Source organism: Amycolatopsis sp. NPDC023774 (assembly GCF_040639695.1).
In the GTDB taxonomy this organism is placed as follows: Bacteria; Actinomycetota; Actinomycetes; order Mycobacteriales; family Pseudonocardiaceae; genus Amycolatopsis.
Genome location: NZ_JBFAAJ010000014.1, coordinates 16,109 through 39,512, shown reverse-complemented (window position 1 = coordinate 39,512; position 23,404 = coordinate 16,109). Strand labels below are relative to the sequence as shown.

The 23,404-nt window shown below is 72.2% G+C and carries 22 protein-coding genes and 1 pseudogene; 15 read left to right on the top strand and 8 right to left on the bottom strand.

The window, feature by feature from the left end; all coding sequences use genetic code 11:
- The first annotated feature begins 15 nt into the window (after positions 1-15).
- Positions 16-1,158, top strand: coding sequence for a Xaa-Pro peptidase family protein (locus AB0F91_RS26365; RefSeq protein WP_360601492.1), 1,143 nt, complete (start codon positions 16-18; stop codon positions 1,156-1,158).
- The gene (locus AB0F91_RS26360) at positions 1,155-1,607 is read left to right on the top strand and encodes an Lrp/AsnC family transcriptional regulator (RefSeq protein ID WP_009078207.1); all 453 of its coding nucleotides are present in this window, start codon (positions 1,155-1,157) and stop codon (positions 1,605-1,607) included. The genes AB0F91_RS26365 and AB0F91_RS26360 overlap by 4 nt, the downstream gene beginning before the upstream one ends.
- A gap of 344 nt (positions 1,608-1,951) precedes the next feature.
- On the opposite strand, the gene AB0F91_RS26355 is transcribed toward AB0F91_RS26360, so the two are convergent.
- Complete coding sequence (locus tag AB0F91_RS26355; protein ID WP_360601490.1) at positions 1,952-2,164, bottom strand: hypothetical protein; 213 nt, start codon at positions 2,162-2,164, stop codon at positions 1,952-1,954.
- Positions 2,165-3,243: 1,079 nt separating this feature from the next.
- Between AB0F91_RS26355 and AB0F91_RS26350 the strand changes: the two genes are divergently transcribed.
- The 4 genes from AB0F91_RS26350 to AB0F91_RS26335 are packed head-to-tail and all read left to right on the top strand — an operon-like array spanning position 3,244 to position 4,735.
- A complete protein-coding gene (locus AB0F91_RS26350) occupies positions 3,244-3,612 on the top strand; it encodes a hypothetical protein (protein ID WP_360601488.1) in 369 nt (122 codons plus the stop codon).
- A complete protein-coding gene (locus tag AB0F91_RS26345; protein ID WP_360601486.1) occupies positions 3,596-4,216 on the top strand; it encodes a hypothetical protein in 621 nt (206 codons plus the stop codon). Before AB0F91_RS26350 ends, AB0F91_RS26345 begins: the two co-directional genes overlap by 17 nt.
- 5 nt (positions 4,217-4,221) lie before the next feature.
- A complete protein-coding gene (locus tag AB0F91_RS26340; protein ID WP_360601484.1) occupies positions 4,222-4,449 on the top strand; it encodes a hypothetical protein in 228 nt (75 codons plus the stop codon).
- Complete coding sequence (locus AB0F91_RS26335; RefSeq protein WP_360601482.1) at positions 4,436-4,735, top strand: hypothetical protein; 300 nt, start codon at positions 4,436-4,438, stop codon at positions 4,733-4,735. The genes AB0F91_RS26340 and AB0F91_RS26335 overlap by 14 nt, the downstream gene beginning before the upstream one ends.
- Before the next feature lie 12 nt (positions 4,736-4,747).
- On the opposite strand, the gene AB0F91_RS26330 is transcribed toward AB0F91_RS26335, so the two are convergent.
- Entirely contained in the window at positions 4,748-5,827 is a 1,080-nt protein-coding gene (locus AB0F91_RS26330; RefSeq protein ID WP_360601480.1) for a GDSL-type esterase/lipase family protein, read from the bottom strand.
- A gap of 298 nt (positions 5,828-6,125) precedes the next feature.
- On the opposite strand from AB0F91_RS26330, the gene AB0F91_RS26325 reads away from it, so the two are divergent.
- Positions 6,126-6,686 (top strand): hypothetical protein, encoded by a 561-nt coding sequence (locus AB0F91_RS26325; protein WP_360601478.1) that lies wholly within the window; start codon positions 6,126-6,128, stop codon positions 6,684-6,686.
- The gene (locus AB0F91_RS26320; RefSeq protein WP_360601476.1) at positions 6,683-6,883 is read left to right on the top strand and encodes a hypothetical protein; all 201 of its coding nucleotides are present in this window, start codon (positions 6,683-6,685) and stop codon (positions 6,881-6,883) included. The genes AB0F91_RS26325 and AB0F91_RS26320 overlap by 4 nt, the downstream gene beginning before the upstream one ends.
- Before the next feature lie 84 nt (positions 6,884-6,967).
- On the opposite strand, the gene AB0F91_RS26315 is transcribed toward AB0F91_RS26320, so the two are convergent.
- The 3 genes and pseudogenes from AB0F91_RS26315 to AB0F91_RS26305 form a co-directional block, all read right to left on the bottom strand.
- A complete protein-coding gene (locus AB0F91_RS26315; protein ID WP_360601474.1) occupies positions 6,968-8,191 on the bottom strand; it encodes a sigma-70 family RNA polymerase sigma factor in 1,224 nt (407 codons plus the stop codon).
- Between the two features lie 2 nt (positions 8,192-8,193).
- On the bottom strand, positions 8,194-8,541 hold the full coding sequence (locus AB0F91_RS26310) for a YciI family protein (RefSeq protein WP_360601472.1): 348 nt from the start codon (positions 8,539-8,541) through the stop codon (positions 8,194-8,196).
- Between the two features lie 119 nt (positions 8,542-8,660).
- Positions 8,661-8,971, bottom strand: a pseudogene (locus tag AB0F91_RS26305) (hypothetical protein); the annotation flags it as partial.
- A gap of 354 nt (positions 8,972-9,325) precedes the next feature.
- Here AB0F91_RS26305 and AB0F91_RS26300 point away from each other — a divergent pair.
- From AB0F91_RS26300 to AB0F91_RS26285, 4 genes are all read left to right on the top strand, one after another.
- On the top strand, positions 9,326-10,006 hold the full coding sequence (locus tag AB0F91_RS26300) for a hypothetical protein (RefSeq protein ID WP_360601470.1): 681 nt from the start codon (positions 9,326-9,328) through the stop codon (positions 10,004-10,006).
- A gap of 109 nt (positions 10,007-10,115) precedes the next feature.
- Entirely contained in the window at positions 10,116-10,736 is a 621-nt protein-coding gene (locus tag AB0F91_RS26295) for a hypothetical protein (protein ID WP_360601468.1), read from the top strand.
- A gap of 180 nt (positions 10,737-10,916) precedes the next feature.
- Positions 10,917-11,333 (top strand): serine hydrolase, encoded by a 417-nt coding sequence (locus tag AB0F91_RS26290; protein WP_360601466.1) that lies wholly within the window; start codon positions 10,917-10,919, stop codon positions 11,331-11,333.
- Positions 11,334-12,319: 986 nt separating this feature from the next.
- A complete protein-coding gene (locus AB0F91_RS26285; RefSeq protein ID WP_360601464.1) occupies positions 12,320-13,132 on the top strand; it encodes a DUF4041 domain-containing protein in 813 nt (270 codons plus the stop codon).
- Between the two features lie 163 nt (positions 13,133-13,295).
- Here AB0F91_RS26285 and helR read toward each other — a convergent pair whose 3' ends face one another.
- From helR to AB0F91_RS26270, 3 genes are all read right to left on the bottom strand, one after another.
- A complete protein-coding gene (gene helR / locus AB0F91_RS26280; RefSeq protein WP_360601462.1) occupies positions 13,296-15,500 on the bottom strand; it encodes an RNA polymerase recycling motor ATPase HelR in 2,205 nt (734 codons plus the stop codon).
- A gap of 699 nt (positions 15,501-16,199) precedes the next feature.
- Positions 16,200-17,588, bottom strand: coding sequence for a lysine 2,3-aminomutase (locus AB0F91_RS26275; RefSeq protein ID WP_360601460.1), 1,389 nt, complete (start codon positions 17,586-17,588; stop codon positions 16,200-16,202).
- Between the two features lie 135 nt (positions 17,589-17,723).
- The gene (locus tag AB0F91_RS26270) at positions 17,724-19,142 is read right to left on the bottom strand and encodes an FAD-binding oxidoreductase (protein ID WP_360601458.1); all 1,419 of its coding nucleotides are present in this window, start codon (positions 19,140-19,142) and stop codon (positions 17,724-17,726) included.
- Between the two features lie 213 nt (positions 19,143-19,355).
- Here AB0F91_RS26270 and AB0F91_RS26265 point away from each other — a divergent pair, with 213 nt between their 5' ends.
- Genes AB0F91_RS26265 through AB0F91_RS26255 form a run of 3 tightly spaced genes read left to right on the top strand, consistent with a single transcriptional unit; the run spans position 19,356 to position 23,399 of the window.
- Positions 19,356-20,972, top strand: coding sequence for an amidohydrolase (locus AB0F91_RS26265; protein ID WP_360601456.1), 1,617 nt, complete (start codon positions 19,356-19,358; stop codon positions 20,970-20,972).
- Between the two features lie 10 nt (positions 20,973-20,982).
- On the top strand, positions 20,983-22,608 hold the full coding sequence (gene lnt, locus AB0F91_RS26260; RefSeq protein WP_360601454.1) for an apolipoprotein N-acyltransferase: 1,626 nt from the start codon (positions 20,983-20,985) through the stop codon (positions 22,606-22,608).
- A gap of 23 nt (positions 22,609-22,631) precedes the next feature.
- Positions 22,632-23,399: a polyprenol monophosphomannose synthase gene (locus tag AB0F91_RS26255; RefSeq protein ID WP_360601452.1), complete on the top strand. Its 768-nt coding sequence runs from the start codon at positions 22,632-22,634 to the stop codon at positions 23,397-23,399.
- Positions 23,400-23,404: the final 5 nt, after the last annotated feature.

Sequence of the window (23,404 nt, the reverse complement as noted above, 5' to 3'; positions counted from 1 at the left end):
ACTAGGCTCAGCCGCATGTCGCGCCGATCCCTCCACACGCCCGCCCCGGACGCCGCCGCGCTCCGCGCCCGCCTCGACCGCGCAGCGAAGGCGGCCGCCGCCGCGGACACCGACGCCCTGCTCATCGCCCCCGGCTCCGACCTGCGCTACCTGCTCGGCCAGGCGGGCGGCTCGTTCGAGCGCCTCACCACCCTCGTGGTGCCTGCCGACGGCGTGCCCGCGCTCGTCGTGCCCAAGCTCGAGGCCCCCGGCTACGCCGACGTGCCCACCGCCGAGCTCGGCGTCGAGGTCCTCACCTGGGTCGACGGCGACGACGCCTACCGGCTCGTGGCCGACCGGCTCGGCAAGGCCCTCCGCGTCGCCGTCAGCGACTTCACCCCGGCCCTGCACGTGCTCGCCCTGCGCGCCGCCCTCGGCGACGCCGAGCAGACCCTGGCCGGTCCCGTCGTGCGCGAGCTGCGGATGCGCAAGGACGCCGCCGAGATCGCCGCGCTGCGCGCCGCGGGTGCCGCGATCGACCGCGTGCACGCCCGCGTGGGCGAGTGGCTGCGCGCCGGCCGCACCGAGGCCGAGGTGGGCGCCGACATCGCCGCCGCCATCGTCGAGGAGGGCCACACCGTGGCCGACTTCGTGATCGTCGGCTCCGGCCCCAACGGCGCCAGCCCCCACCACGACGTCTCCGATCGCGTGATCGAGCGCGGCGACGTGGTCGTGGTCGACATCGGCGGCCCGCTGCCCGAGGGCTACAACTCCGATTCCACCCGCACCTACGCCGTCGGCGAACCACGCGACGCCGACGTCGCCTCGACCTACGCCGTGCTGCAGCGGGCCCAGCAGGCCGCGGTCGACGCCGTGCGTCCCGGCGCCACGGCCGAGTCCATCGACGCCGCCGCGCGCGACGTGATCGACGCCGCCGGCTTCGGCGAGTTCTTCATCCACCGCACCGGCCACGGCATCGGCCTCGACGTGCACGAGGAGCCCTACATCATCGCCGGCAACACCCTGCCGCTGGAGCCGGGCATGGCGTTCAGCGTCGAGCCGGGCATCTACCAGCCGGGCCGCTGGGGCGCTCGCATCGAAGACATCGTCGTGGTCACCGAGACCGGCGTCGAGGCCGTGAACACGCGGCCGCACGACCTCGTCGTGCTCGAAGCATGAGCGGCCCGCTCGAGCCACTCGACCAGGCCATCGTGCAGGAGCTCGCCGCCGACGGCCGGCGCAGCTTCACCGACCTCGCCGAACGCGTCGGGCTGTCGGTGTCGGCCGTGCACCAGCGCGTGCGGAGGCTGGAACAGCGCGGCGTGATCCTCGGCTACACCGCTCGCCTCGACGGCGAGCAGATCGGCCTTCCTCTCACCGCGCTGATCTCACTGACCCCCAACGACCCGGCCGCCCCCGACGACTACCCGCAGCGCATCCAGCACATCACGGAGATCGAGTCCTGCTACTCGGTCGCGGGGGACGAGTCGTACATCCTGCTGGTCCGGGTCGCCTCGCCGCTCGGGCTGGAGGACCTGCTGCGGCGGATCCGGGAAGCGGCCAAGGTGTCGACCCGGACGACGGTGGTGCTGTCGACGCCGTTCGAAGGGCGTTCGCCGACGTTGTGAGAGCCGGTGGTGGTGCTTCCCCGTGCGGGAGCACCACCACCGGCCGCTACACCCCGGTCGAGCGCACCGTCGCCGGCGGCCGTTCGGGGTGCAGGTCCTCGAGGCGGTCGAGGATCCGGCCGGCCTCGCCCCCAGGATCGCCTCGGGATTGCAGCCGAACCCGAGGTAGTGCCGGCCGCGGGTCCGACCACGGAGATCTCCACCTCGCCGTCGTCGCCGATCGTCCGGCCCGCCCGCCGAGCAAGCCGAACCCCACTGCCCGGCAACCCCGGCCGGTCGACGTCCGCGCGCGTCAGCTCCTCCGAAGTACTGCCCGGGATCGAACCGCACCACCTCCGGCGGCGTCAGGCCGTCCCACCGCCGGACCTCAGCCCGCCCACACCACCGCGTCGTGCGGCGCGCCCCAGCCCGCGTTCTCCCCGCTCGACCCGCGCGGAGATCACCACCGGATCCTCGGCCCGCGAACCCCGGCACAACGGCGCCCGCGGCCGCTCGTCGAACAGCTCCAACCCCACCTCGGGCGGGCGCAGCGGGCTGCGCCCACCCGAGTAGCACATCCGGATCCCTTTCCCCGGCGGCGCACCGTGTGCGCTTCAAGGTCGGGCCCGAGGATCCGCCGTTCACCAGCGGCGTCCGGACCCCGTCGACCTCGCCGACCCGGACCTCCAACCGCCGCCGGGGGTGTCCCGTGTCCGTCATCCGCGCCGACCTGGCAGGCCGCGAACCCGCTCACCGACCGGCGAGTACGGCCACACCGGTTCGGGCGACTTCCGGCGCCGGCCCGGGATGCATCGCGGCACCCGGAGCCCAGGAGACTCAGTCGGCCGGTCGTCCTGGGCCCGCTCGGGTAGATCGTGGCGATGTCGGCGGCGGTCTCGTGGTAGACCACCGTGGCGCGCTGCTCCGTATCTCGGAACTGCAGGATGTCCTGCTTGTTGCCGGGCCCTGGCGCGGGCCGCGGAAATCCGTGGCCCACCGTGCGGTCGGCGCACCGCATGAACCTTTCGGGATCCGCGTAAGGGTCGTGCTGCTACTCGCCCGGACGCGGGCCCACGAGCATGTGCTGAGCGAACTGCACCGCCACTGCCGCTTCTCGCCGGAGCTGACGTTGATCCAGGCCATGAGCAGGATGCCGTCATCCACCTGCCGGCTCGCGCACTGGCCCGTCCGCTGCGTCAGCTTCACCGGATCGAAGTCGAGGCACCGGGACCGGATCCGCGGGCGTGCTCTTGAACTCCCTGCGACCGCGAAAGCCCTCTGCGGGCGAGCCGAAGATCATCTTCGGAGGCCAGGAACAGCCCGCCCTGAACCACCGCCGTGGGTGGCCTCGGCCGCGGGCTGAGGATTCGTGCGTGCGTCACGTTGCGGTGGTTCACCGCCGCTGTTCCGGACGGCCGGAAATCCGGTGGCGGTCACTCGTGCACGCGTGCCATGCTGCGGCCCCGCGAATCGGCTCTCGGAAAGGGTTCTCGTGACACTCGGCATGGTGCTCGGCGACCGCTCCTCGCGCACTTCGGCGCCGAAGCGATAGCCGGACCTTTCTCCGCTTCTGGAACCCCCGGTGGTCCAAGGGTTCCGCGCTCGTGTCTCGAAGTGCTCGCCGTGTACCCGCACGCCCGATCACGAGGAGCCCGAGATGCCTCCGTTCCCGACCCCGTCGTGCCACGCTGCCGTCGACGACGACTGCACCGCCGCCACCGCCTGCCGGCTCGCCCGCTCCGGCACGGCCCTGCTGTGGCGCGGCACCCTCCCCCAAGCCCGCCGCCTGCTGGCGGCCATGGGCCGTCGGCTGGACCGGCGAGCCCCACACCCCGTCGACGACCCGGCCGAGGCCTTCCGCGCCCACCGCCGGGCGAGCCGGACCCGTGCCCGGGTTCTGTGGCAGGTGCTCGTCGCCGTGGACGCCGAGTACCGCCTCGACCTGCGGCGCGCGCAGGACGTGCGGCAGGCCGTGCCACCAGGCGTACGGGTCTGCGAGCGGCGCTGGCGTGCTCGCCCTGCGTGAGCTGCTCGGCGTGCTGGGTGCGCACCAGTGGCGCGAGCGCGGTGTCCTCGTCCCGGCTCTCGGCGCCCGCGTCCATCCCCACTATGGGGTGTTCTCGCCGACCCGGAGCGAGTACGTCGACCTCGTGGCCCGGGCGCCCCTGCCCGCCCTGACGCGCACCGCGTTCGACCTCGGCACGGGCACCCGGCTGGGCCTCACCGCCCGGATCGACGTGCCCGAACCCTGCCTGTACCCCGACGGACGAGCCGATCTCGTGGTCTGCAACCCACCGCGGCTGCCCGCGCATCCGGTGTCCGACCTGGCGCAAGGCGTCTACGATCCCGACAGCCGCATGCTGCGGGGGTTTTTCGCCGGCCTGACCGCCCACCTCGAACCCGGCGGGGAAGGCTGGCTCGTTTCTTCGGCCCTGGCCGAGCGCCTCGGACTCCGAAACCGCGCCGAACTCCTGGACCTCTTCGGCGCCGCGGGCCTGCGTGTGGCCGGCCGCATCGACACGACACCGCGGCACCCGAAGGCGGCTGCCACCGAGGACTCCCTCCACGCCGCCCGTGCCGGGGAGGTGACGTCACTGTGGCGCCTCCGGGCCCGGCCACTGGTACGATAAAAGGTATGGCAACACGTAAGGTCACCCTCTCTCTCGACAGCGGTGCGCTCGAGTTCGCCGAACGAGCTGCGAAAGCGCACGGGATCTCGGTTTCGTCCTGGTTGTCCAAGGCGGCCCGGCGGGAGGCGGTGCGCACGGGCTACACCCCGCAGCAGGCGCCGACCGCGCCGGCGGCCGAGGCGGACGAGGTGGAACGGACGGCGGCGGAAAAGGACATGCGTGCGCAGGGGTGAGGTCTGGACGTACCACCCTCCGACCGAACCGGCCAGGGAACGCACCGTGGTGCTCCTGTCCTCGGACGGGGTGAACGAGTCCGAGCGGCCCTGGCTGCTCGGCACCGAACTGCTCGACCGCGACCCGCAGGACATCCTGGGCGTCGCGATCGACGCGCGGTACTGGGTGTCCACGCTCAACCTGACCCGGCTGTACCGGCCGTGGTTCGACGAGCGCATCGCCGAGATCGACCAGGAAGTGCAGGAACAGATCGACGTCGCGCTGCGGGCCGCGCTCGACCTCTAGGGCCGCTGCCGCTCAGCGGCCCTCGACCTCGGGCACGGCGTGGAGCTTGCCATCGGGCCCGGACAGGCACGCGGCGTTACCGTCGCGTCCGGCGAGGAACTCCGACAGGCAGTCGGCGATCGCGGCGTGGCCCGCGGCGTTGGGGTGGAACGACTCCTGCAGCGCGTGCTGCGCCCGGTCCGCCTGACCCAGGTCGTTGAGGTGCAGCGTCAGGCGGGTGAACCACTCCGAAGCCGGGTTCGCCCCGCCGCTGCACGCCTCGTGGTGCTCACCCGCGCGCGCCAGGTCCAGGAACCGCGCGCCGGACTGCACGGCGGCCTGCTTCAGGCCCGCCGAAAGCGTGGTGATGCCCGTGGTCGAGATCCACTGCAGGTCGTCGGTACGAAACGGGCAGCCGTCGAGGTTCTGCAACCCGGGCGGAACATCCGTGGCGACGGGCGTGGCGTAGGACTGCAGCACGAGCTGGTAATCGGCCGGGACGTAACCCGCCTGCGCCAGCACCTTCTTCACGTCGCCGACGGCGTTGACCACCTTCGGCACCATCGCGTCCACTTTGGACTTCCACGTCTGCCGCAGCGCCACGTTGCACGACGGCGCGCCCGCGGAGAACCACGCCTTGAAGCACTCGGTCACCTGTGCGGAGAACTTCGGGTCGTCGTTGGCGCCGACCGCGATCACCACGGCGGCCACCCGGTGGTTCTTCACCACCGCGGCCAGCTGCTGCGCCTGCGACTGCTCACCCCACTGCTTCACACCACCCAGCGACACCTGCTCCGCCGGCGCACCCGAACACGCCAGGTTCACCCGCGCCGGGACGTCCGGAATCCGGACCTTCTGCACGAACGCGTTGGCCGAGCGGTGGCACCAGTCGCCGTTGCGGCCGTCGGTGTCGGGGGTGTAAGCGCCGGCGCCTTCGCCGGACACGGTGCTGTCGCCGATCGCGACCACCGTCAGCGGGCCCGTGCCGGGCGGCCCTTTGCGCGGCAGCGGCAGGCCGGGTTTGAGCCCGGGGCCGGAGAACGCGAAGAAGCCCGCGAGCACAGCCACGCAGGCGAGGACCAGTGCTCCCCACCACCACCGGAATCGTCGCATCGCCGCCCGAGTCTAGCGAGCGCGCCCGGCTTTGGGGTTTTCCCCGGTCCCGCACTGGGACATTGGTCACCGCCCGGACGGGAGCGGATGCCGTGAACGGGCACGAGATGGACGGACAGCGGCCGCACGACGCCTTGACCCATGACGCGGACAACACGCCCGGTATGCGGCCGACTCCTACTTTCGGTAGTCGCGCGGGCACCTGCGCGCCTTCACCGGCGACATCGGGCGCTTCGCGAGCACCCACGGGCTGCTGCGCAAACCCGACGCGATCGCCGCCTGCCGCATCCTGTCCACAATGGACCGGCCAGCGGAGAACGGCTTCCGCGTGGTCGGCGCCCGCCGCGTGCGGCTCACCCCGGTGACCCTGCGGGCGCTGTGGTACTTCCGGTGGAACACGGCCACCCCGCAGCTGCGCCGCGTCGCCGACCACTGCGCCCACTCGCTGCAACTGGTCGTCGTCCCCGCCGGGAACCAGGGCCCGCTCGCGAAGCTGCCGGTGCCGGTCTGCCTCACGGAGCTCGTCGGCCCCGGCGACCCCGCCGCCCGCGAACCGGGCCGCCTGCCCTCCGAACTGGGCCGCTGCGGGCTGCTCAACCTCGTCCACCCCGCCGACGGGATGCGCGACCTCGGCATCTCCTGCACCCCCGATGCCCGCGCCGAGCTCGTCGAACAAGTCTCGCCGGCGCTGACCGCCAGGCCTTCGTGCGCGACCTCGCCCGCGAACGTCTACGCCGACAGTCCCGCCCACGACTCTCCGTCCCGGCCGCGACAACCCGCCTGCGCCGCGAAGCCGAACGGTAGCTCGCCGGCCCCGGCCTCACACCGGCCGCGCATGCGGCCCTCGCCCTGGCTTTGACGACCACCGCACCCGAGGCCATCCGCACCATCGTCGAGGCCGCCTGGACCCACCAGCTCGCTGTGCCGGCGTGGGACCTCACGGTCACCGCGGCCGACCTGTACCCGATGACACTGCCGGGCCGCCTGACCGCTCGTGGTCCCGATGACGGCGGCGGCCTGGCCTCGAGCCGTCCTGCACGCGGTCGCCACGCGTAGCGCTCGGCGCGCCGGGCCGGCCGCCCTGGGGAGCGGCGGCCCGGAGCCGGTCACTCGTCCTCGCCGGCGATCGCCGTAGTCCGCCTAGTGGTCGGCGAGGGCGGCACGCTTGCGTTCGAGCAGGGCCCGTTCGGCAGCGTTCTCCGCGAGCTCCACCGCTCGGCCGTACGCGACCGCTGCCTTGCCGTGCCGGCCCGCGCGTGCCAGCAGGTCGGCACGTACGGCGTGCAGCAGGTGGTAGCCGTCCAGATCCAGCGCGTCCACCAGGGCCAACGCCGCCTCCGCACCGTCGACCTCCGCCACGGCGACTGCGCGGTGCAGCGCCACCACCGGTGTCGGCGTCAAAAGCAGCAAGTGGTCGTACAGCTGAACGATCTGCCGCCAATCCGTGTCGCCGGCGGTGGCCGCGTCACTGTGGACGGCGTTGATCGCGGCCTGCAGCTGGTACGGCCCAGGCCGGTCGCGGCGCAAGCAGCGGCGCACGAGGTCCTGCCCCTCGGAGACCAGGGCACGATCCCAACAACCCCGGTCCTGGTCGGGCAGCAGCACGACCGCGCCGCCGGGGCCCGTGCGAGCGGGACGGCGTGACTCGACCAGCAGCATCAGCGCCAACAGCCCCAGCACCTCAGGTTCGTCCGGCATCAGCGAAGCCAGCACCCGCCCGAGCCGGATCGCCTCCGCCGCCAGGCCGGGGCGGCCCAGCGAGGCACCGGACGTCGCCGTGTGGCCCTCGGTGAAGATCAGGTACACCACGGCCAGCACGGCGCCGAGGCGGTGGGGCAGGTCGGCGTCGGCGGGGACGCGGTAGGGGACGCCGGCGTCGCGGATCTTGGCCTTGGCGCGGGAGATGCGCTGCGCCATCGTGGGCTCGGGCACGAGGAACGCGCGGGCGATCTCGCCGGTCGTCAGGCCGCCGAGCAGCCGCAGGGTGAGCGCGACCCGGGCGTGCTGGGCGAGTGCCGGGTGGCAGCAGGTGAAGATGAGGCGGAGCCGTTCGTCACGCACCGCGCCCTCCTCGACCGGTTCCGTGCCGGCGTGCAGGAGAGCGGCCTGCGCGTGCCGGTCGGCGCGCGAGGCCTCGCGGCGCAGGCGATCCAGGGCGCGGCGACGAGCCGTGGTCACGAGCCAGCCCGCGGGGCTCGGCGGCAGTCCGTCGGCCGGCCAGCGGCTCGCCGCCACCGCGAAGGCTTCCTGCACCGCTTCCTCGGCGATGTCGACGTCCCCGAACACCTTCACGAGCACCGCCACGGTCCGCCCGTACTCCGCGCGGAACACCCGGTCCAGCGCATCGGCGTCCGCAGTGGACATGCTCAGGCCTCACCCTGGAACGGCCGGACCTCCACCGGCAGCGTGGTGATCTCGGCGATCCGCCCGGCCCAGCGCAGCGCGGCGTCGAGGTCCGGTGCCCGCACGATCGTGAACCCGCCCAGGTGCTCCTTGCCCTCGGTGAACGGGCCGTCGGTCATGAGCAGGTCACCGTCCACGGCCCGCACGACCGTCGCCGAACCGGGCGCGTGCAGGCCGCCGGAGAACACCCACGCGCCGGCGGCCTTCATTTCGCCGTTGAGCGTGTCCAGCCGGTCCACGATCGTGTCGAGCTGTGCGGCCGACGGCGTGGGTCCGTCGGGCTGGTAGACACTGAGCAGGTACTGCTTCATGGCTCGATCCTTCCCTCTCGTCACCCGTTACACGAACGGCCGAAGGGCACTTCGACACACCAAAAGGGCTCTTCGCCGGAGCGACGCCGGCGAAGAGCCCTCGTACTCGCCGCGCGCCGCTACGGGTAGCTGACCACGTTCACCGGCACCGTGCCCGACGGCGTCGCCGCGCCGGCGTCGTTGACGACGTGCGTGATGCTGCCGCGCGTGTTCAGCGACACCGTGAGCAGGCTGTGCAGCCGCACGCCGGGCGTGTTCGGCACCTCGAACGCGTGGTAGCTCGACACGGCGGGGTTGGTGTCGAAGAAGCACTAGCTGCCCCCAGGCCCCACGCCTCGTGCGAGGTCACGTTCGCCCCGACCTTGTAGGCCGCGTATCCGGCGACGCCCGAGGGCGCGTTCCACGACGCCTGGTCCGGCACGTCGGGCAGCCCGCCTGCGTGCCACCGCCCCGGGTGTACGTGAAGTGCGGGGTGTCGAACTGTGGCCCCTTCTTCTCGTAGGTGAACCAGTAGTCGAGCACGCTTCCGCTGTCGAGCTCGCCGACCGTGGTGCGCCAGCTGCCGCCGCCTCGGTCATGCGCACGTTCTGCTGCCCGACGCCGGGCACGCCCGTGTAGTGCACGTCGACGTAGCGCGCCGAGCTGGCGGGGTGAAGGTGAGCTGCACCTGCTGTGCCCCGGCCGCCACCGCGACCTGGGTGTAGTCGCCGGCGGCCGAGGCCAGGGGAGCGGCGACCAGCCCGGCCCCGGCCAGGAGCGCGGCCGTGGCGAGCGCCCTCCGCCGTTGGGTGCCGCTGAATCAGCGGCCGGCACGCGAACGGCCGCACCGTGGCGATCGTCGACGCCATGGACGCGCCAACGCCGAAAGCGACCTCGCGGCCTACCGCGCCACGCGCACAAGGTCGACCGGCACGGCGCGGCGAGCCCGCCGCCGGCGCCGGACTCCGGCTGGGCGGAGGAGATCCGCCTCGACCTCGACGCCGTGTCCGCGACCTGCCCCGACTGCCGCATCCTGTCAGTGGAGGCCGCTTCGCCGGACACGACCGCTGATGACGGCCGTCGAAACAGCCGCTGCGACCCCGGGAGTCGTGGCGAGCTCCGCAGCTACGGCGACGAGGACCCCACGATCACCGCCGCCGACACCCACCTCGACCACCCCGGCATCAATCGCCATCACCGCGTCGTCCGGGGAAGCTGTGGTGGCCTGGCGTTGTGCGACCTGTTGCTGACGCCCGGGCTCGCGCAAGGCGCTGACGGCTGGGTGCAGGTCGGCGGCACGAGCCTGTCGTCGCCGGTCGTCGCGCTGGCCGGGAACTCCGCCACGGCCGTACGCGCACCCCGATGGCCTGTTCGACGTGACCCCCGGCAGCAACGGCTCCTGTGGTGGTTCATACCTGTGCACCGCCGGCGCGGGCTACGACGGCCGACCGGTCTCGGCACACCAAACAGCACCGCTGCGTTCTGAACCGATCGCGCCGTGAAATTCGCCCCGTTGTGACCCGCCGCGCCCAGGGGGGAGGGTGAGGGGACCGGTGGCGTCACCGGGCGCCGCCTCGACCGGCGGGAGGTGGATCGTGTTCGCTCGCACTACGACGATCCAGCTGAAGCCGGCGTCGCTGGACGACGCGGTCGCGCACGTGCGCGACGTCGTCATGCCCGCGGCGCTGGCCACCGAGGGGAACGTGGGACTGTCGATGCTCGTCGGCCGGGAGGACAGCCGCGCGATCGTGACCACGGCGTGGCGCTCGGCCGAGTTCATGCGCGAGAGCGCGCAGGCCATGACCGTGCTGCGGCAGCAGGTCGCGGAGATGTTCGGCGGACCGCCGCAGGTGGAGGAGTGGGAGATCGCGCTGCTGCACCGTGATCACCATTCCGGTGCCGGCGCGGCGGTGCGGGGAACGTGGCTGAAGGTGGCGCCCGAGCAGGTGGACGCCGTCGTCGACGTTTTCAAGATGACCACGCTGCCGGCGCTCGCCGAGTTCGACGGGTTCTGCAGCGCGAGCCTGCTGGTCGACCGCACGAGCGGCCGGTGCGTGGCCTCGATCGGCTACGACAGCGCCGAGGCGCTGGGCCGCACCGCCGAGAAAGCCGACTCGTTGCGCGCGGCCACCCTGCGGGAAGCGGGCGCCGAACGGCTCGACGTCCGCGAGTTCGACCTCGCCATCGCGCACCTGAACGTGCCCGAGATGGCGTGAGCGGTGTCCGGGCCGCCGATGCGCGGGGAAGCGCACCGCCGGCCCGGCCCGTGATTCACCGCCGGGGCGTGAACGCGCGGAATGCGCACCGGCGGAAGGGGCAACGTTTCCCCGTCGTGCCGATTGCCGGGTGACGGAGAAACGTCAGGGCTGCGCATTTCCTGCGGCTACCGTGGTGCGATGGTGATGTCGCGGCGCGCGATTCGCGCCCAAGCCACCCTCGCCGCCCCGGGCCGTCTCGTGTGGACGGCCGCTCCCGCCACGGCCACTGGGCGCCCCCGCGTGGAAGACTCACTGCGCGCCGCGACCCGGCGGCTGGACGAAAGCGCGCACGGGCCGCCGGCAGTCGTCGTCGCGATCGGCCGCGGATCGGGTACTCGCCTCTACACGGCGGGAGTTCCCCGGCTCGGTGCCCGCCGCTCCCTGCGCGCCGACGACCGCATGCGGATGGCGAGCGTGGCCAAGGCGTTGGGCGGCGCGACGGCGCTCGCCCTCGTCAGCAGCGGCCGGCCGTCACGTTGCGCGAGCTGCTCGGGCACACGAGCGGCATCCCCGAGTTCAGCGGCACCACCGGGTCCCGCGACGCGCTGGTCGTGAACCTGCAGGATCCGACACCGCCGCGGGGACTGCTGTCGTACGCCACCGATCCCGATTTGCTGTACCGGCCGACCTGGTGCGCTTCATCCGTGGCTACGTCGGTCGCACCTTGATCAACGACAAACCCGCGACGCACAGTTCCGGTTCCGGCCGGGCGGGTCCGAACCACCCGGCCCGGGCACGAACGCGACCGGCCTGGCCCTCTTCCGCTACGGCCGCGTCTACGGCCACACCGGCAACACCCTCGGCTACACCCAGCTCACCGACGCCACCCCGGACGGCCGCGGAGGCGTCGCGGTCTGCACCACGGCGCAGACCACCCCGAGGACCGGGCCGCCGCTGTTCGGGCGGCTGAGGGAGGTGTTCGAGCTGGCGGTCGGGGTGCTGCTGACGGATCGATGACGGCCGTGCGCACGCCACTCGGGTGTCCGCGTTGTCGCTGCCACGTGCCGTGCTTGTCGCACACCGGCCAGGTGACGGTCGGGAAGGCTCGACCGAAGCCGTAACGAACCGGAGTCCGTGCACGACTCCGCCTGTCGCAGGGTGATCTCCGGGGAGGCGTCGGTGTTCGGTGGGCGGAAGCGGCAGGAAGAACTCGAAGCGGCGCAACGCGAGATCCTGTATCTGCGTGGCGAGCTCCAGCGGCTGGGTGCGCTCGGGCCGGTCGCCATCCAGCAGGAAATCGCCGCTCTGACGCAGCGGTTTCACGCGGACCAGGCCCGTTACCAGCAGCGAACTTCGGACATGAACGCCGAGTTCGCCCAGCTGCAGGCGCAGCTCACGACCCTTCGGGCGGAGGTGGTCGAGACCGACGACGCCCGCCTGATGCAGGCACGTGCTCTCCGACGCCGAGGCCTACAAAGCCGAGCTCGAACGGCTGAAAGCCGCCATCCCGGACGAAGTCCGCCGTCGAGGCATCGAACAGCTTCCACTACAACAACTCCCTGTCCCAGGGGCGCAAGTTCGTCGGAGATCTGTCGAAGCTCATGCTCCGCGCGTACAACGCGGAAGCCGAGAACTGCGTGCGCGTGCTCAAAGCCGGCAACCTCACGTCCGCGGTCAAGCGGTTGGAGACCGCTGTCCGGACGATCGAGAAGCTCGGGGCGATGGCGTCGATCCGGGTCAACCCCGTCTACCACGCGATGAAGATCCGGGAACTCGAGCTCACCGCCGACTACTTGGCGAAGAAGCAGCAGGAGAAGGAAGAGGAACGCGAGCGTCGTGCGGCCCTGCGGGAAGAGCAGAAAGCGTTGCAGGAATACCGTCGCGAGCAGGAACGGCTGCTCAAGGAGCAGGGGCACTATCGCAACGCCATCGCGGCCCTGCGAGCAAGGGGAGACCTGCAGGGCGTGGCCGATCTCGAGCGCAAGCTTGCCGAAATCGAGGCCGCGCTGAGTGGAATCGAAGAACGGCAGGCCAACATCCGCGCGGGGTACGTCTACGTGATCAGCAACATCGGCTCGTTCGGACCTGATGTCGTCAAGATCGGGATGACCCGCCGACTGGAGCCGATGGACCGGGTGCGGGAACTCGGCGACGCGTCGGTGCCGTTCCGGTTCGACGTGCATGCGCTGTTCTTCTCGCACGACGCGGTGAGGATCGAGCAGCAACTGCACGCAAAACTCGAGGACCGGCGACTGAACCGGGTCAACCGGAGGAGGGAGTACTTCCGGTGCACCCCGGCGGAGGTCAAGGCGCTCCTGCATGATCTCGCCGGGAACCTCCTCGACTACCGGGACGAACCCGAGGCGTTCGAGTACCGCCAGAGCCTGGGTGAGATCGCTTCACCCGCCGCGTGAGGCGATGTCGGCGACCACCGCGGCGGGGCGCCGAACCAGCGGTGCCCCGCCCAAGGCGAGCACGAAGTCGGCGAGGGCGAACGAAAGGGCCGGTGGGCCACACCATCACCTGGTGTGGCCCACCAGCCCTTCGGCAGTGGTTCTGCGGCGATCCGCGTTACCACTAACGCCCGGCTCTGGCCGGCGCCGCCGTTTCGGTGAGCCCCGTCAGCGCCGCCGGCAGCGGGCCGCGGTGCAGGACGCCGAGGCGCTGGGTCGCGCGGGTGAGCGCCACGTACAGCTCGGCAGCGCCGCGGGGGCCGTCGGCGAGGATGCGGTCCGGGTCGACGACCAGGACGGAGTCGAACTCCAGCCCCTTCGTCTCGGCGGCCGGCACAGCGCCGGGCACGTCCGCGGGACCGATGACGACGCTGGTGCCTTCGCGGCCGGCTTCCGCGCGCACGAACTCTTCGACCGCGGCGGGCAGGCCGGCGTCGGTGACGTGCCGCGACCACGGCTGGACCCCGTTGGCGCGGACCGACTCCGGCGGCCGCATCCCCGGGGCGAACCCGGCGAGCACCGCCGCCGCGACGCTCATGATCTCCGCCGGCGTGCGGTAGTTGACCGTGAGGGCGCGGTACACCCAGCGGTCGCTCACGTAGCGGTCCAGCACCGAGGCCCACGACGTCGCCCCGGCTGCGGACCGGCGTTGCGCGAGGTCGCCGACGACGGTGAAGGAGCGGCCCGGGCAGCGGCGCATCAGGACACGCCAGTCCATTTCGGACAGTTCCTGGGCCTCGTCGACCACCACGTGCCGGTAGGTCCAGTCGCGGTCGGAGGTGGCGCGTTCCACGAGGTCGCGGGTGTCGTGTTCCACGAACCGTTCGGCGAGATCCTCGGCGTAGAGGAGGTCTTTGGCGAGCAGGCCGACGTCATCGTTGAGGTCCTCGCGTTCGATGAGCGAGTCGAGCACGTTGGCGGCGTAGGCGGCCTGGGTCTTGCGGTCCCGCTGGGCGGCCCGTTCCGCCCGGGCGTCGGCGGCCTTGTCGCGGCCCAGCAGGTCGACGAGCTCGTCGAGCAGCGGCACGTCCGACACCGTCCACGCTTCGCCGTCTTCGCGCAGCAGCACCGCGTCGGCGCCGGCCGCGCGCAGCCGTTCGGGAGACTCGTAGAGCGACGCGAGCAGGCCCTGCGGCGTGAGGATGGGCCACAGCTCGTCGACGGCGGAGACGAACCGCGGGTTGCCGGCGAGGTCCTTGAGGAGGGTGCGCTTGAGGTCGTCGCGTTCCTCGCGGTCGTCGCGGCCCAGCCAGCCGCGGCCGATGCGGTTGATCGCGCGCTCGGTGAGCACGTAGGTGACGATCTCGGTGAACACGTCGCGCGCCTCGTTGTGCGGCAGCCCGCTCGCGCGCGCCTCCTCGATGGCCCACTGCACGGTCTCCGCGTCGATCCGCACGGTGACGTCGCCGACCGTGATCGGCACCGGCGCTTCCGGTGTCCGCTGTCGGTCGGCGATCGCGGCCGCGAGGACGTCGAGGATCTTCAGCTCGCCCTTGAGCCGCGCCGCCTCCGGTGCGTCCTCGGCGGTTACGTGCAAGCCGGGCACGAGACCGCCGGTGGTCGTGAACACCACGTCCGTCTCGCCCAGCGACGGCAGCACGCGCCCGATGTGGTTCAAAAACGCCGGGTTCGGCCCGACGACCAGCGCGCCGTGGCGCTCCATCCGCTCCCGCTGCGTGTAGAGCAGGTAGGCGACGCGGTGCAGCGCCACCACCGTCTTCCCGGTACCCGGGCCGCCTTCGATCACCAGCACGCCGGGGTGGTCGAGCCGGATGATCTCGTCCTGTTCGGCCTGGATCGTCGCCACGATGTCGCGCATGCCCTCACCGCGCGGCGCGTTCACGGCCGCCAGCAGAGCCGCGTCGGCGTCACTGTGCTCGCCGGTGGTGGGCCGGCCGAGCACCTCGTCGGTGAACTCGGTGACCCGCCGCCCGCGCGTGTGGAACTGGCGGCGCCGGCGCACATTCTCCGGGTTCGCCCCGGTCGCGGTGTAGAACGGGCGCGCCGCGGGCGCCCGCCAGTCCAGCAGCACGGGCCGGTACTCGTCCTCCTCGTCGAACAACCCGATGCGGCCGACGTAGGACACGTCGCCGTCGAGGGTGTCCAGGCGGCCGAAGCACAGGCCGTTGTCCACCACGTCCAGCCGCCGCGCCTCCCTGCCCAACGCGCGCACGCGCACGTCGCGCTCCATGGGCGTCCCGCCGTTTTCCCCCAGCGCCGCCTCGTACTCGCCCTTCACCCGCGCGCGTTCCCCGTCGAGCCGCGTGTAGAGCCCGGCGACGTAGGCGCGCTCGGACCGCAATTCCCGTTCGTACCCCTCAGCTGACACAGATCCCCTTCACCGCTCTCGCCGCCCTCGCGTTTTCGCAGGTCGCGGCTTCAGGGTGGTGATTGTGCGGCATCACCCGGGTCTTGCCACAAGCCCCAGGGTGCGTTATACGTTGATGGTGGCGGGGGAGGGTGTTCCCTCGACCGCGGCCCCGGTCACCACAACGACGGCGGAGGCCGCACCCGTGGGCTCGGGCACCCCGACCGTGATCACCGAGCAGGGCTTGGACCAGATCGGCATCCTCGGCGCGACCGATGCCTCGGTCGGGGCGGGGAAGACTCGCTTCGGGGACCTGACCACCGCGTGGGGCCTGCCCGACGAGGCCCAGCTGCGGCACCTCGACAGCCGGCAGTACCTGCTCACCACCGACTCCTACGGCCTGGCCGCGGTCGTGCCCTACCCACCAGGGCACCGGCTCCTACTGGGCCACGAACGTCGGCGCGGCCAACAAATTCACCGCTTCGCAGGGCAACCGCTCATGACCTACGCCCAGTCGGCCTCCCGGCGCCCACGGCGTCTACTACGACCCGACCGCGCGCCAGCTCTGGGCGGTCGGCAATGGCGCGACCGCGTTGACCGACGTCGGCACGGTCCAGTTCGACGTCGGCGTGGTCGTCGTGGCCTCGGGGCAGCTGAGTCCGGTTCGGTGGTGGGCGTCGCGCCGAACCCGGCGCGACGCCCACCACCGCCTCGAGCGCCTCAGCCGTTCTGCTCGGCCCACCACTTCCGCCCGCTCTCCGGCAGCGTCGAGATCGGGTCGTAGTACGGATACTTCCGCTGCAACGCCTCCGGGTCCGCGTGCTCGATCCCGGTGCGGTAGTTCTTCGTCCAGTAGGAGATGCCGCGGTCGCGGTCGTAGTCGGCGAGCTGGTGGACCCAGCGCTTGCCGACGTAGGGGACGTCGCAGACGATGCGGGGGGTGGCGTAGCCCGGGAGGTAGCCCATGATGGCGTGCTGGAGGTCCTGGGCTTCCCACACGGCCACGCGCCAGTGCTCCGCGTTGGGGATCATGTCGCACATGTAGAAGTAGTACGGAAGGATGTTCGCTTCGCCCTGCAGAGCGAAGCACAGGTCCAGGAGTGCGCCTGGGGTGGCGTTGACGCCGCGCATCAGCACGCCCTGGTTGCGCACGTCGCGCACGCCCACCTCGAGCGCGGTGCGCGCGGCTTCGGCGACCAGGGGCGTGACGGACTGCGCGTGGTTCACGTGCGTGTGGATGGCGAGGTTGATCCCGCGTCGCTGGGCGGTGACGGCGACGCGTTCGAGCCCCTCGATCACCTTCGGCTGGAGCCAGTGCTGCGGCAGCGCGGCCAGCGCCTTGGTGGCGAGGCGGATGTCGCGGACGGTCTCGATGTCCATCAGGCGCATGAGGAACGCCTCGAGCTGCGGCCACGGCACGTTGGCCACGTCGCCGCCGGACACCACGACGTCGCGCACGCCCGGGGTGCGTTTGAGGTAGCCGATCATCGCGTCCTGGCGATCGACCGGCTTGAGCGCGAGCTTGTGCTTCTCGACCTGCTCGGTCGAGTTCCCGACCAGGTCCATGCGCGTGCAGTGCCCGCAGTACTGGGGGCACGTCGAGATCATCTCCGCCAGCACCTTCGTCGGGTACCGGTGCGTGAGGCCCTCGACGACCCACATCTCGGCCTCGTGTAGCGAGTCGCGCTCAGAGTGCGGGTGGCTGGGCCACACGAGGTCGCGGTCGCTGCGCACGGGCAGCATGTAGCGGCGGATCGGGTCGGCGTAGAACGCCTCGGTGACCTTCGCCGGGTCGCTGCCGGCGGAGGGGGCCATCGTGTTGAGCATCTGCGGGGGCAGCAGCATCGACATCGTGGCCATATCACGCTGGTCCGCGAGCAGGTCCTCGTAGAACCGCTCATCCAGCAGATCACCCATCAGCGCGCGCAGCTGCTTGACGTTGCGGACGCAGTGCACCCGCTGCCATTGCGCGTCGCGCCACTCGGCGTCGGTCACGTCGTGCCAGCCGGGAAAGCGGCGCCAGTCCGGTTCCACCACCTCGGTGCGGGTGTACTCGTACGGCTGGTCGTGGGCGGCGGGAGGCGGCACAGGTTCCTGGATCGCAGTCATCTGTACTCCAGTCATTCGTGCTTCAAGTCGTCGGTATTGCGTTAAAATATCCTGCCATAACGTTCTCACGACGTAAATCTTCTTGCACGATGACTGCGCGTGCCGCAGCGGTCGAGGCCGCTGCGGCACGCTTTCTCACGCGGCCGGACGGATGTTGTGGTTCACGCGGAAGAGGTTGCAGGGGTCGTAGACCTGCTTCACCGCGGCGAGCCGGTCATAGCGCTCCGGACCGTAGATCGCTCGCATGGCGCCGGCCGACGAGCTCTCGTCGGCCGAGTGGAAGTTCGGAGACTGCCGCTCGGCCGACCACGGCTCCAGCGCGTCGACAACGTTGTCGAGGGCCGCGCGCAGCTCCTCGCCGCGCTCGGCGCCGCCGACACCGAGCGCGAACACCAGGAACGGCACCCCGCGCGCGGGCACCGCATTCGGCGCCGTGGGCTCGCGGTCGAGCGCGCCCCCGAGCGCGCGCAGCTCCACACCCAGCAGCGGGCAGTCCGAGTCCGGGCCGGTGAGCTCGACCAGCGCGTCGATCGTCTCGGCGGTGACCTCGCGCAGGCTGGTGGCGCGGTCGTAGTACGGGAGAGGGCCGGCCGGGTCGAGGTGGATCTCGCCGATCGCGCTGAACGGCCGGTCCTCCACCAGGTCCAGCAGTACCGGGGCGACGTCGCGCAGCGGCGCGAGGAGCCGTTCGGCGTCGCCGGGCGAGCCGAGGTGGGCGAAGCGCAGGTGCACCACGAACGCGCCGCGCAGCACGTCGGGCAGCTCGGGCGCCGGCGGCAGCCGCTGCACCATCACCGACGTCGTGGCCTCCTCCGGCAGCAGTGGCACCCACAGGCGCCACGCGTGCAGCACCGCAGCCAGGTCCTCGCCCGCGTAGTAGAGGCCGCCGCCGTAGAAACGTGTGACGGGGAACAGATCGAACTCGAGCGCCGTAACCACGCCGAAGTTGCCCTTGCCGCCGCGCAGCGCCCAGAACAGGTCGCGCTCGGTCTCGGCCGTCACCGTCCGGTGCGTGCCGTCGGCGGTCACGACCTCGATGAGTCGCACGTGGTCGGCGGCGTAGCCGTGGGTCCGCCCGATCACGGGGCTGAGGCCGCCGCCGAGCGTGTAACCGACCACGCCGACGCCCGGCGCCGACCCGGCGAGCGGCGCGAGCCCGTGCTCGGCCGCCGCGTCGAGGACCTGCTGCCAGCGGGCACCGGCCGCCACGCGGGCGGTGCGCCGCCGCGGGTCGACGGTCACGCCGGTCATGCGGCTGGTGGTGATCAGCACCGCGCCGTGCGCCGGAGCCGCGACCTGGTGAGCCGTGGCCTTGATCGCTACGGGCAGTGAACGGCGGCGCGCGAACCGGACAGCGTTCTGCACGTCGGCGGCGGACGCCGCGGCGACGACAAGCGCGGGTTCGAGCGGGTTGTTGAAGTTGAAGGCGGCGCACTCGGCGGCGTACCCGCGCTCGCCCGGCAGCAGCACCTCGCCTTCGGTCACAGCGACGAGGTCGGTGATGTCTTCGGCCTGGATGAGCCCGGTCACCGGGCTCGCGACGATCTGGTGCATCGAAGTCCTCTGTCTCCCGCCCGGCCGGTCACCCGCACCGCACGTCCCCTTCGGCGGCCACCTGGCGGCGGCGCTCCCTCACCGACCAAGCACGTGCCGAGCGGCCTGACCCGTTCAGGTGACCTGGCTCACAGGAGTGAATCTGTGGTCACGCGGAGTGAGGAAGGCTGCCCCGGGCGGTCGGCGCGCGGGCCGCGGGGGAGACTCGACACCGTGACGAACGACAGCACGACACTCCTGCTCGGCGGCAGGGTCTACACCCCGTCATCCCCCGACGCGACGGCGCTGGCCGTCTCCGGCGGCACCGTGGTCTGGGTCGGCCAGGACGCCCCCGCCCGCGCGCTGCACCCGGACGCCACGGTGGTCGACCTCGACGGCGCGTTCGTCGCCCCCGCGTTCGTCGACGCCCACGTGCACGCCACCGCCACCGGCCTGCACCTGACCGGCCTCGACCTCACCCGCGTGCGCGGTGCCGGCGCGCTGCTGGCGGCCGTCCGCGCCGCCGTCGCCGCCGCACCGGGGCAGGTGCTGCTCGCGCACGGATGGGACGAGTCGGCCTGGACCGACCCGCGCCTGCCCAGCCGCGCCGAGCTCGACGCCGCCGCCGGCACGACACCGGTCTACCTCAGCCGCGTCGACGTGCACTCGGCGCTCGTGTCCACCGCCTTGATCGACCTCGCGCCCGAGGCCCGCGTCGGCGAAGGCTTCTCCGCCGACGGACCGCTCACCCGCGACGCCCACCACAAGGTCCGCGCGGCCGCGCGCGCCGCCGTCACGCCGCAGCAGCGCACCGCCGCGCAGCGCGCGTTCCTCGCCGAGGCCGCCGCGCGCGGGATCGTCGGCGTCCACGAATGCGGCGGCCCGGACATCACCGGCCAGGACGACTTCACGGGCCTGCTCACTCTCGCCGCCGAACCGGGCCTGCCCGAGGTCGTCGGCTACTGGGGCGAGCTCGGCGGCCTCGACACCGCCCGCGCCCTCGGCGCGCACGGCGTGGCGGGCGACCTGTTCGTCGACGGCGCGCTCGGCTCCCGCACCGCCGCGCTGAGCAGCCCCTACGCCGACGAGCCGGGCACCTCCGGCGCCCTCTACACCGACGCCGCCGGCATCGCCGAGCACCTCGCCGCGTGCACCGAGGCCGGGTTGCAGGCCGGGTTCCACGTGATCGGCGACGCGGCCGTCACCGAGGTCGTGGAAGGCTTCCGGCTGGCCGAGAAGGAGGTGGGGCAGCGGGCGCTCGCCGCGCGCCACCACCGGCTCGAGCACCTGGAGATGGTCACCGCCGACCAGGCCCGCGCCCTCGCCGGCTGGGGTGTGGTCGCCTCGGCGCAGCCGCTGTTCGACGACGCCTGGGGCGGAGCGGCCGGCATGTACGCCGAGCGGCTCGGGGCCGACCGCGCCGCCGGGCTCAACCCGTTCGCCACGCTCGCCGCCGAGGGATTAGTGCTCGCCTTCGGCTCCGACTCCCCGGTGACGGCCCTCGACCCGTGGGCCGCCGTCCGCGCGGCCGTGCACCACCACACCCCGGCCGCCCGCCTCTCCGCGCGCGCCGCGTTCACCGCCCACACCCGTGCGGGCCACCGCGCCGCCGGCGTCAACGACGGCGTGACCGGCAGCCTCGTGCCCGGCGCGCCCGCGCACTACGCGATCTGGGACGCGACTGATCTCGTCGTCGCCACGGCCGACACCCGCGTGCAGCGCTGGTCCACCGATCCGCGCTCCGGGGTGCCGCCGCTGCCGCGCCTCGACCCGGGCGCGCCGCTGCCGAAGTGCCTGCGGACGGTGCGCGGGGGCACGGTCATCTACGACCAGTTCACCTCCGCCTCCTAGAGTTCGGGGTGTGGCAGTGACTGTCGTGGACCCCGAACCGGGCGCTCCGCACGAAACGACCTCCAAACGGCGGAAACGACCGCGGTTCTCACGCGCGTGGCTGGTGCGGCTCGGCGCCGCCGGTGCCACGGGCTACTTGTACTACCTCAGCTTCGCGCCGAGACCGCTGTGGTGGCTCGCGCCGATCGCGTTCGCCGGGTTCGCGCTCGTCCTTCGTGGACGGTCGCTGCGCGGCGCGTTCGGCTACGGCTTCGTCTACGGCGTCGTGTTCTTCCTGGCGTTGCTGGTGTGGCTGCAGGACTTCCTCGGCCGGGAGTTCGGGCCGTGGCCGTGGCTGGGGCTGTCGTGCGCGCTGTCGCTCTACTTCGGACTCGCCGGGGTGCTGATCCGGCTCGTGTCCCGGCTGCCGCTGGCGCCGCTGTGGGGGGCGCTGGTGTTCGTCGCGCTGGAGACGCCGCGCGCGTGGTTCCCGCTCGGCGGCTTCCCGTGGGGCCGCGTCGCGTTCAGCCAGCCTGAAGGCGCGTACCTGTCGCTGGCCTCGGTCGGCGGTGCACCGCTCGTCGGACTCGCCGTGGTGCTCAGCGGCTTCGGCCTCGCCGCGCTGGCCGCGCGCCTGTGGGCAGCGCGGAAGCTGCGCGACCGCAAACTCATCGCCCCACTCGTGTTGACACTGCTGCCGGTCGTCGCCGGGCTCGCCGTGTGGCCCACGATCGGCACCGACGCGCAGGACGGCTCGCTCACCGTCGCCGCCGTCCAGGGCAATGCACCCGACATCGGCATCGCGCTCGAAGGCGAGCGCGACGTGCTGCGCCAGAACCACCTCGCCGAGAGCGCGAAGCTGCTCGGGCAGATTCAGGCGGGCAAGGTCGCCAAACCCGACCTGCTCGTGTGGCCCGAGACCGCCACCGCCCTCGACGGCGACGACCCGGCCGTCGACCAGATGGTGAACTCCTACGGTGTGCCCGCCATCATCGGCGCGCTCTACCGCCTGCCTGACGGCACCGCCCAGAACTCCGTGATCGTCTGGGACCCGAAGACCGGGCAGGGCCAGCGCTATGCCAAGCAGCAGCTGGTGCCCTTCGGCGAGTACGTGCCCGCCCGCGACATCGCACGGCTGGTCACCCCGTTCGTCGACGACACCGCCGACATGCGCCCCGGTGACGGCGCCAACGCCGCGCTGTCGGTCGCGGGCACCAAGGTCGGCGTGTTCATCTGCTACGAGACCGCGTTCGACTACCCCGCACGCGAGGCGACCGACGACGGCGGCGAGCTGCTCGTCGTGCCGACCAACAACGCGTGGTACGGGCCGGGGGAGATGAGCTACCAGCAGCTGGCGATGTCGCGGCTGCGCGCGGTCGAACACGGGCGCGCCGTGGTCGTCTCGGCCACGTCCGGCGTGAGCGCCCTGGTGGCCCCCGACGGGACGATCACCAGCTCAACCGGCCTTTTCACCGCAGACGCCCTGGTCGGCCGCGTGCCGCTGCGGACGCAGACTACGCTGTCGGATCGACTCGGTGCGTGGACGGAGTACGGACTGCTGGCACTGGCGATCGCCGGTGTCGCCGGCGGGTTCGTACTCCGTTTTCGCACTCGGCGCGCGAGCGCCGGCACGACAGCAGGGGAAGCGGCGGGCTGATCCGCCGGATTCGGAGGAGACGGATGGCGCAGGCGCCGCGGGGGGCCGAAGGAATCGAGCCGGTGCTGGTGGTGATCCCGACCTATAACGAGCGGGAGAACCTGGGCCCGGTTCTGGACCGGCTCCACAAGGCACTCCCGGACGTCCACGTGCTCGTCGTCGACGACGGCAGCCCGGACGGCACCGGTGAGCTCGCCGACGAGCGGGCGGCCGCCGACGAGCGCGTCCACGTGCTCCACCGCACGGAGAAGGCCGGGCTGGGCAAGGCCTACATCGCCGGGTTCCGCTGGGGGCTGGCGCAGGGCTACGCCACGTTCGTCGAGATGGACGCCGACGGCTCGCACGCCCCGGAGGACCTGCCGCGGATCCTGGACGCCGTCGCGGACACCGACCTGTCCATCGGCTCGCGCTACGTGCCCGGCGGCAGCACGGTCAACTGGCCGCTGAGCCGGCAGCTGCTCTCGCGCGGCGCGAACCTGTACTCGCGGATCGCGCTGGGCCTCAAGGTCTCCGACATGACGGCCGGCTTCCGCGCCTACCGCCGGCCCGTGCTGGAGAAGCTCGAGCTCGACGAGATCGCCTCCCACGGCTACTGCTTCCAGATCGACCTCACCCGCCGCACCGCAGACGCGGGCTTCGACATCGTCGAGGTCCCCATCACCTTCACCGACCGCGAGATCGGCCAGTCGAAGATGAGCGGCGACATCATGCGCGAAGCCTTTTTCCGTGTGGCGGAATGGGGCGTGAAGCGGCGCCTGGAACAGGTCAAGCGCCTGCTCGGCCGGCACTGACGTAC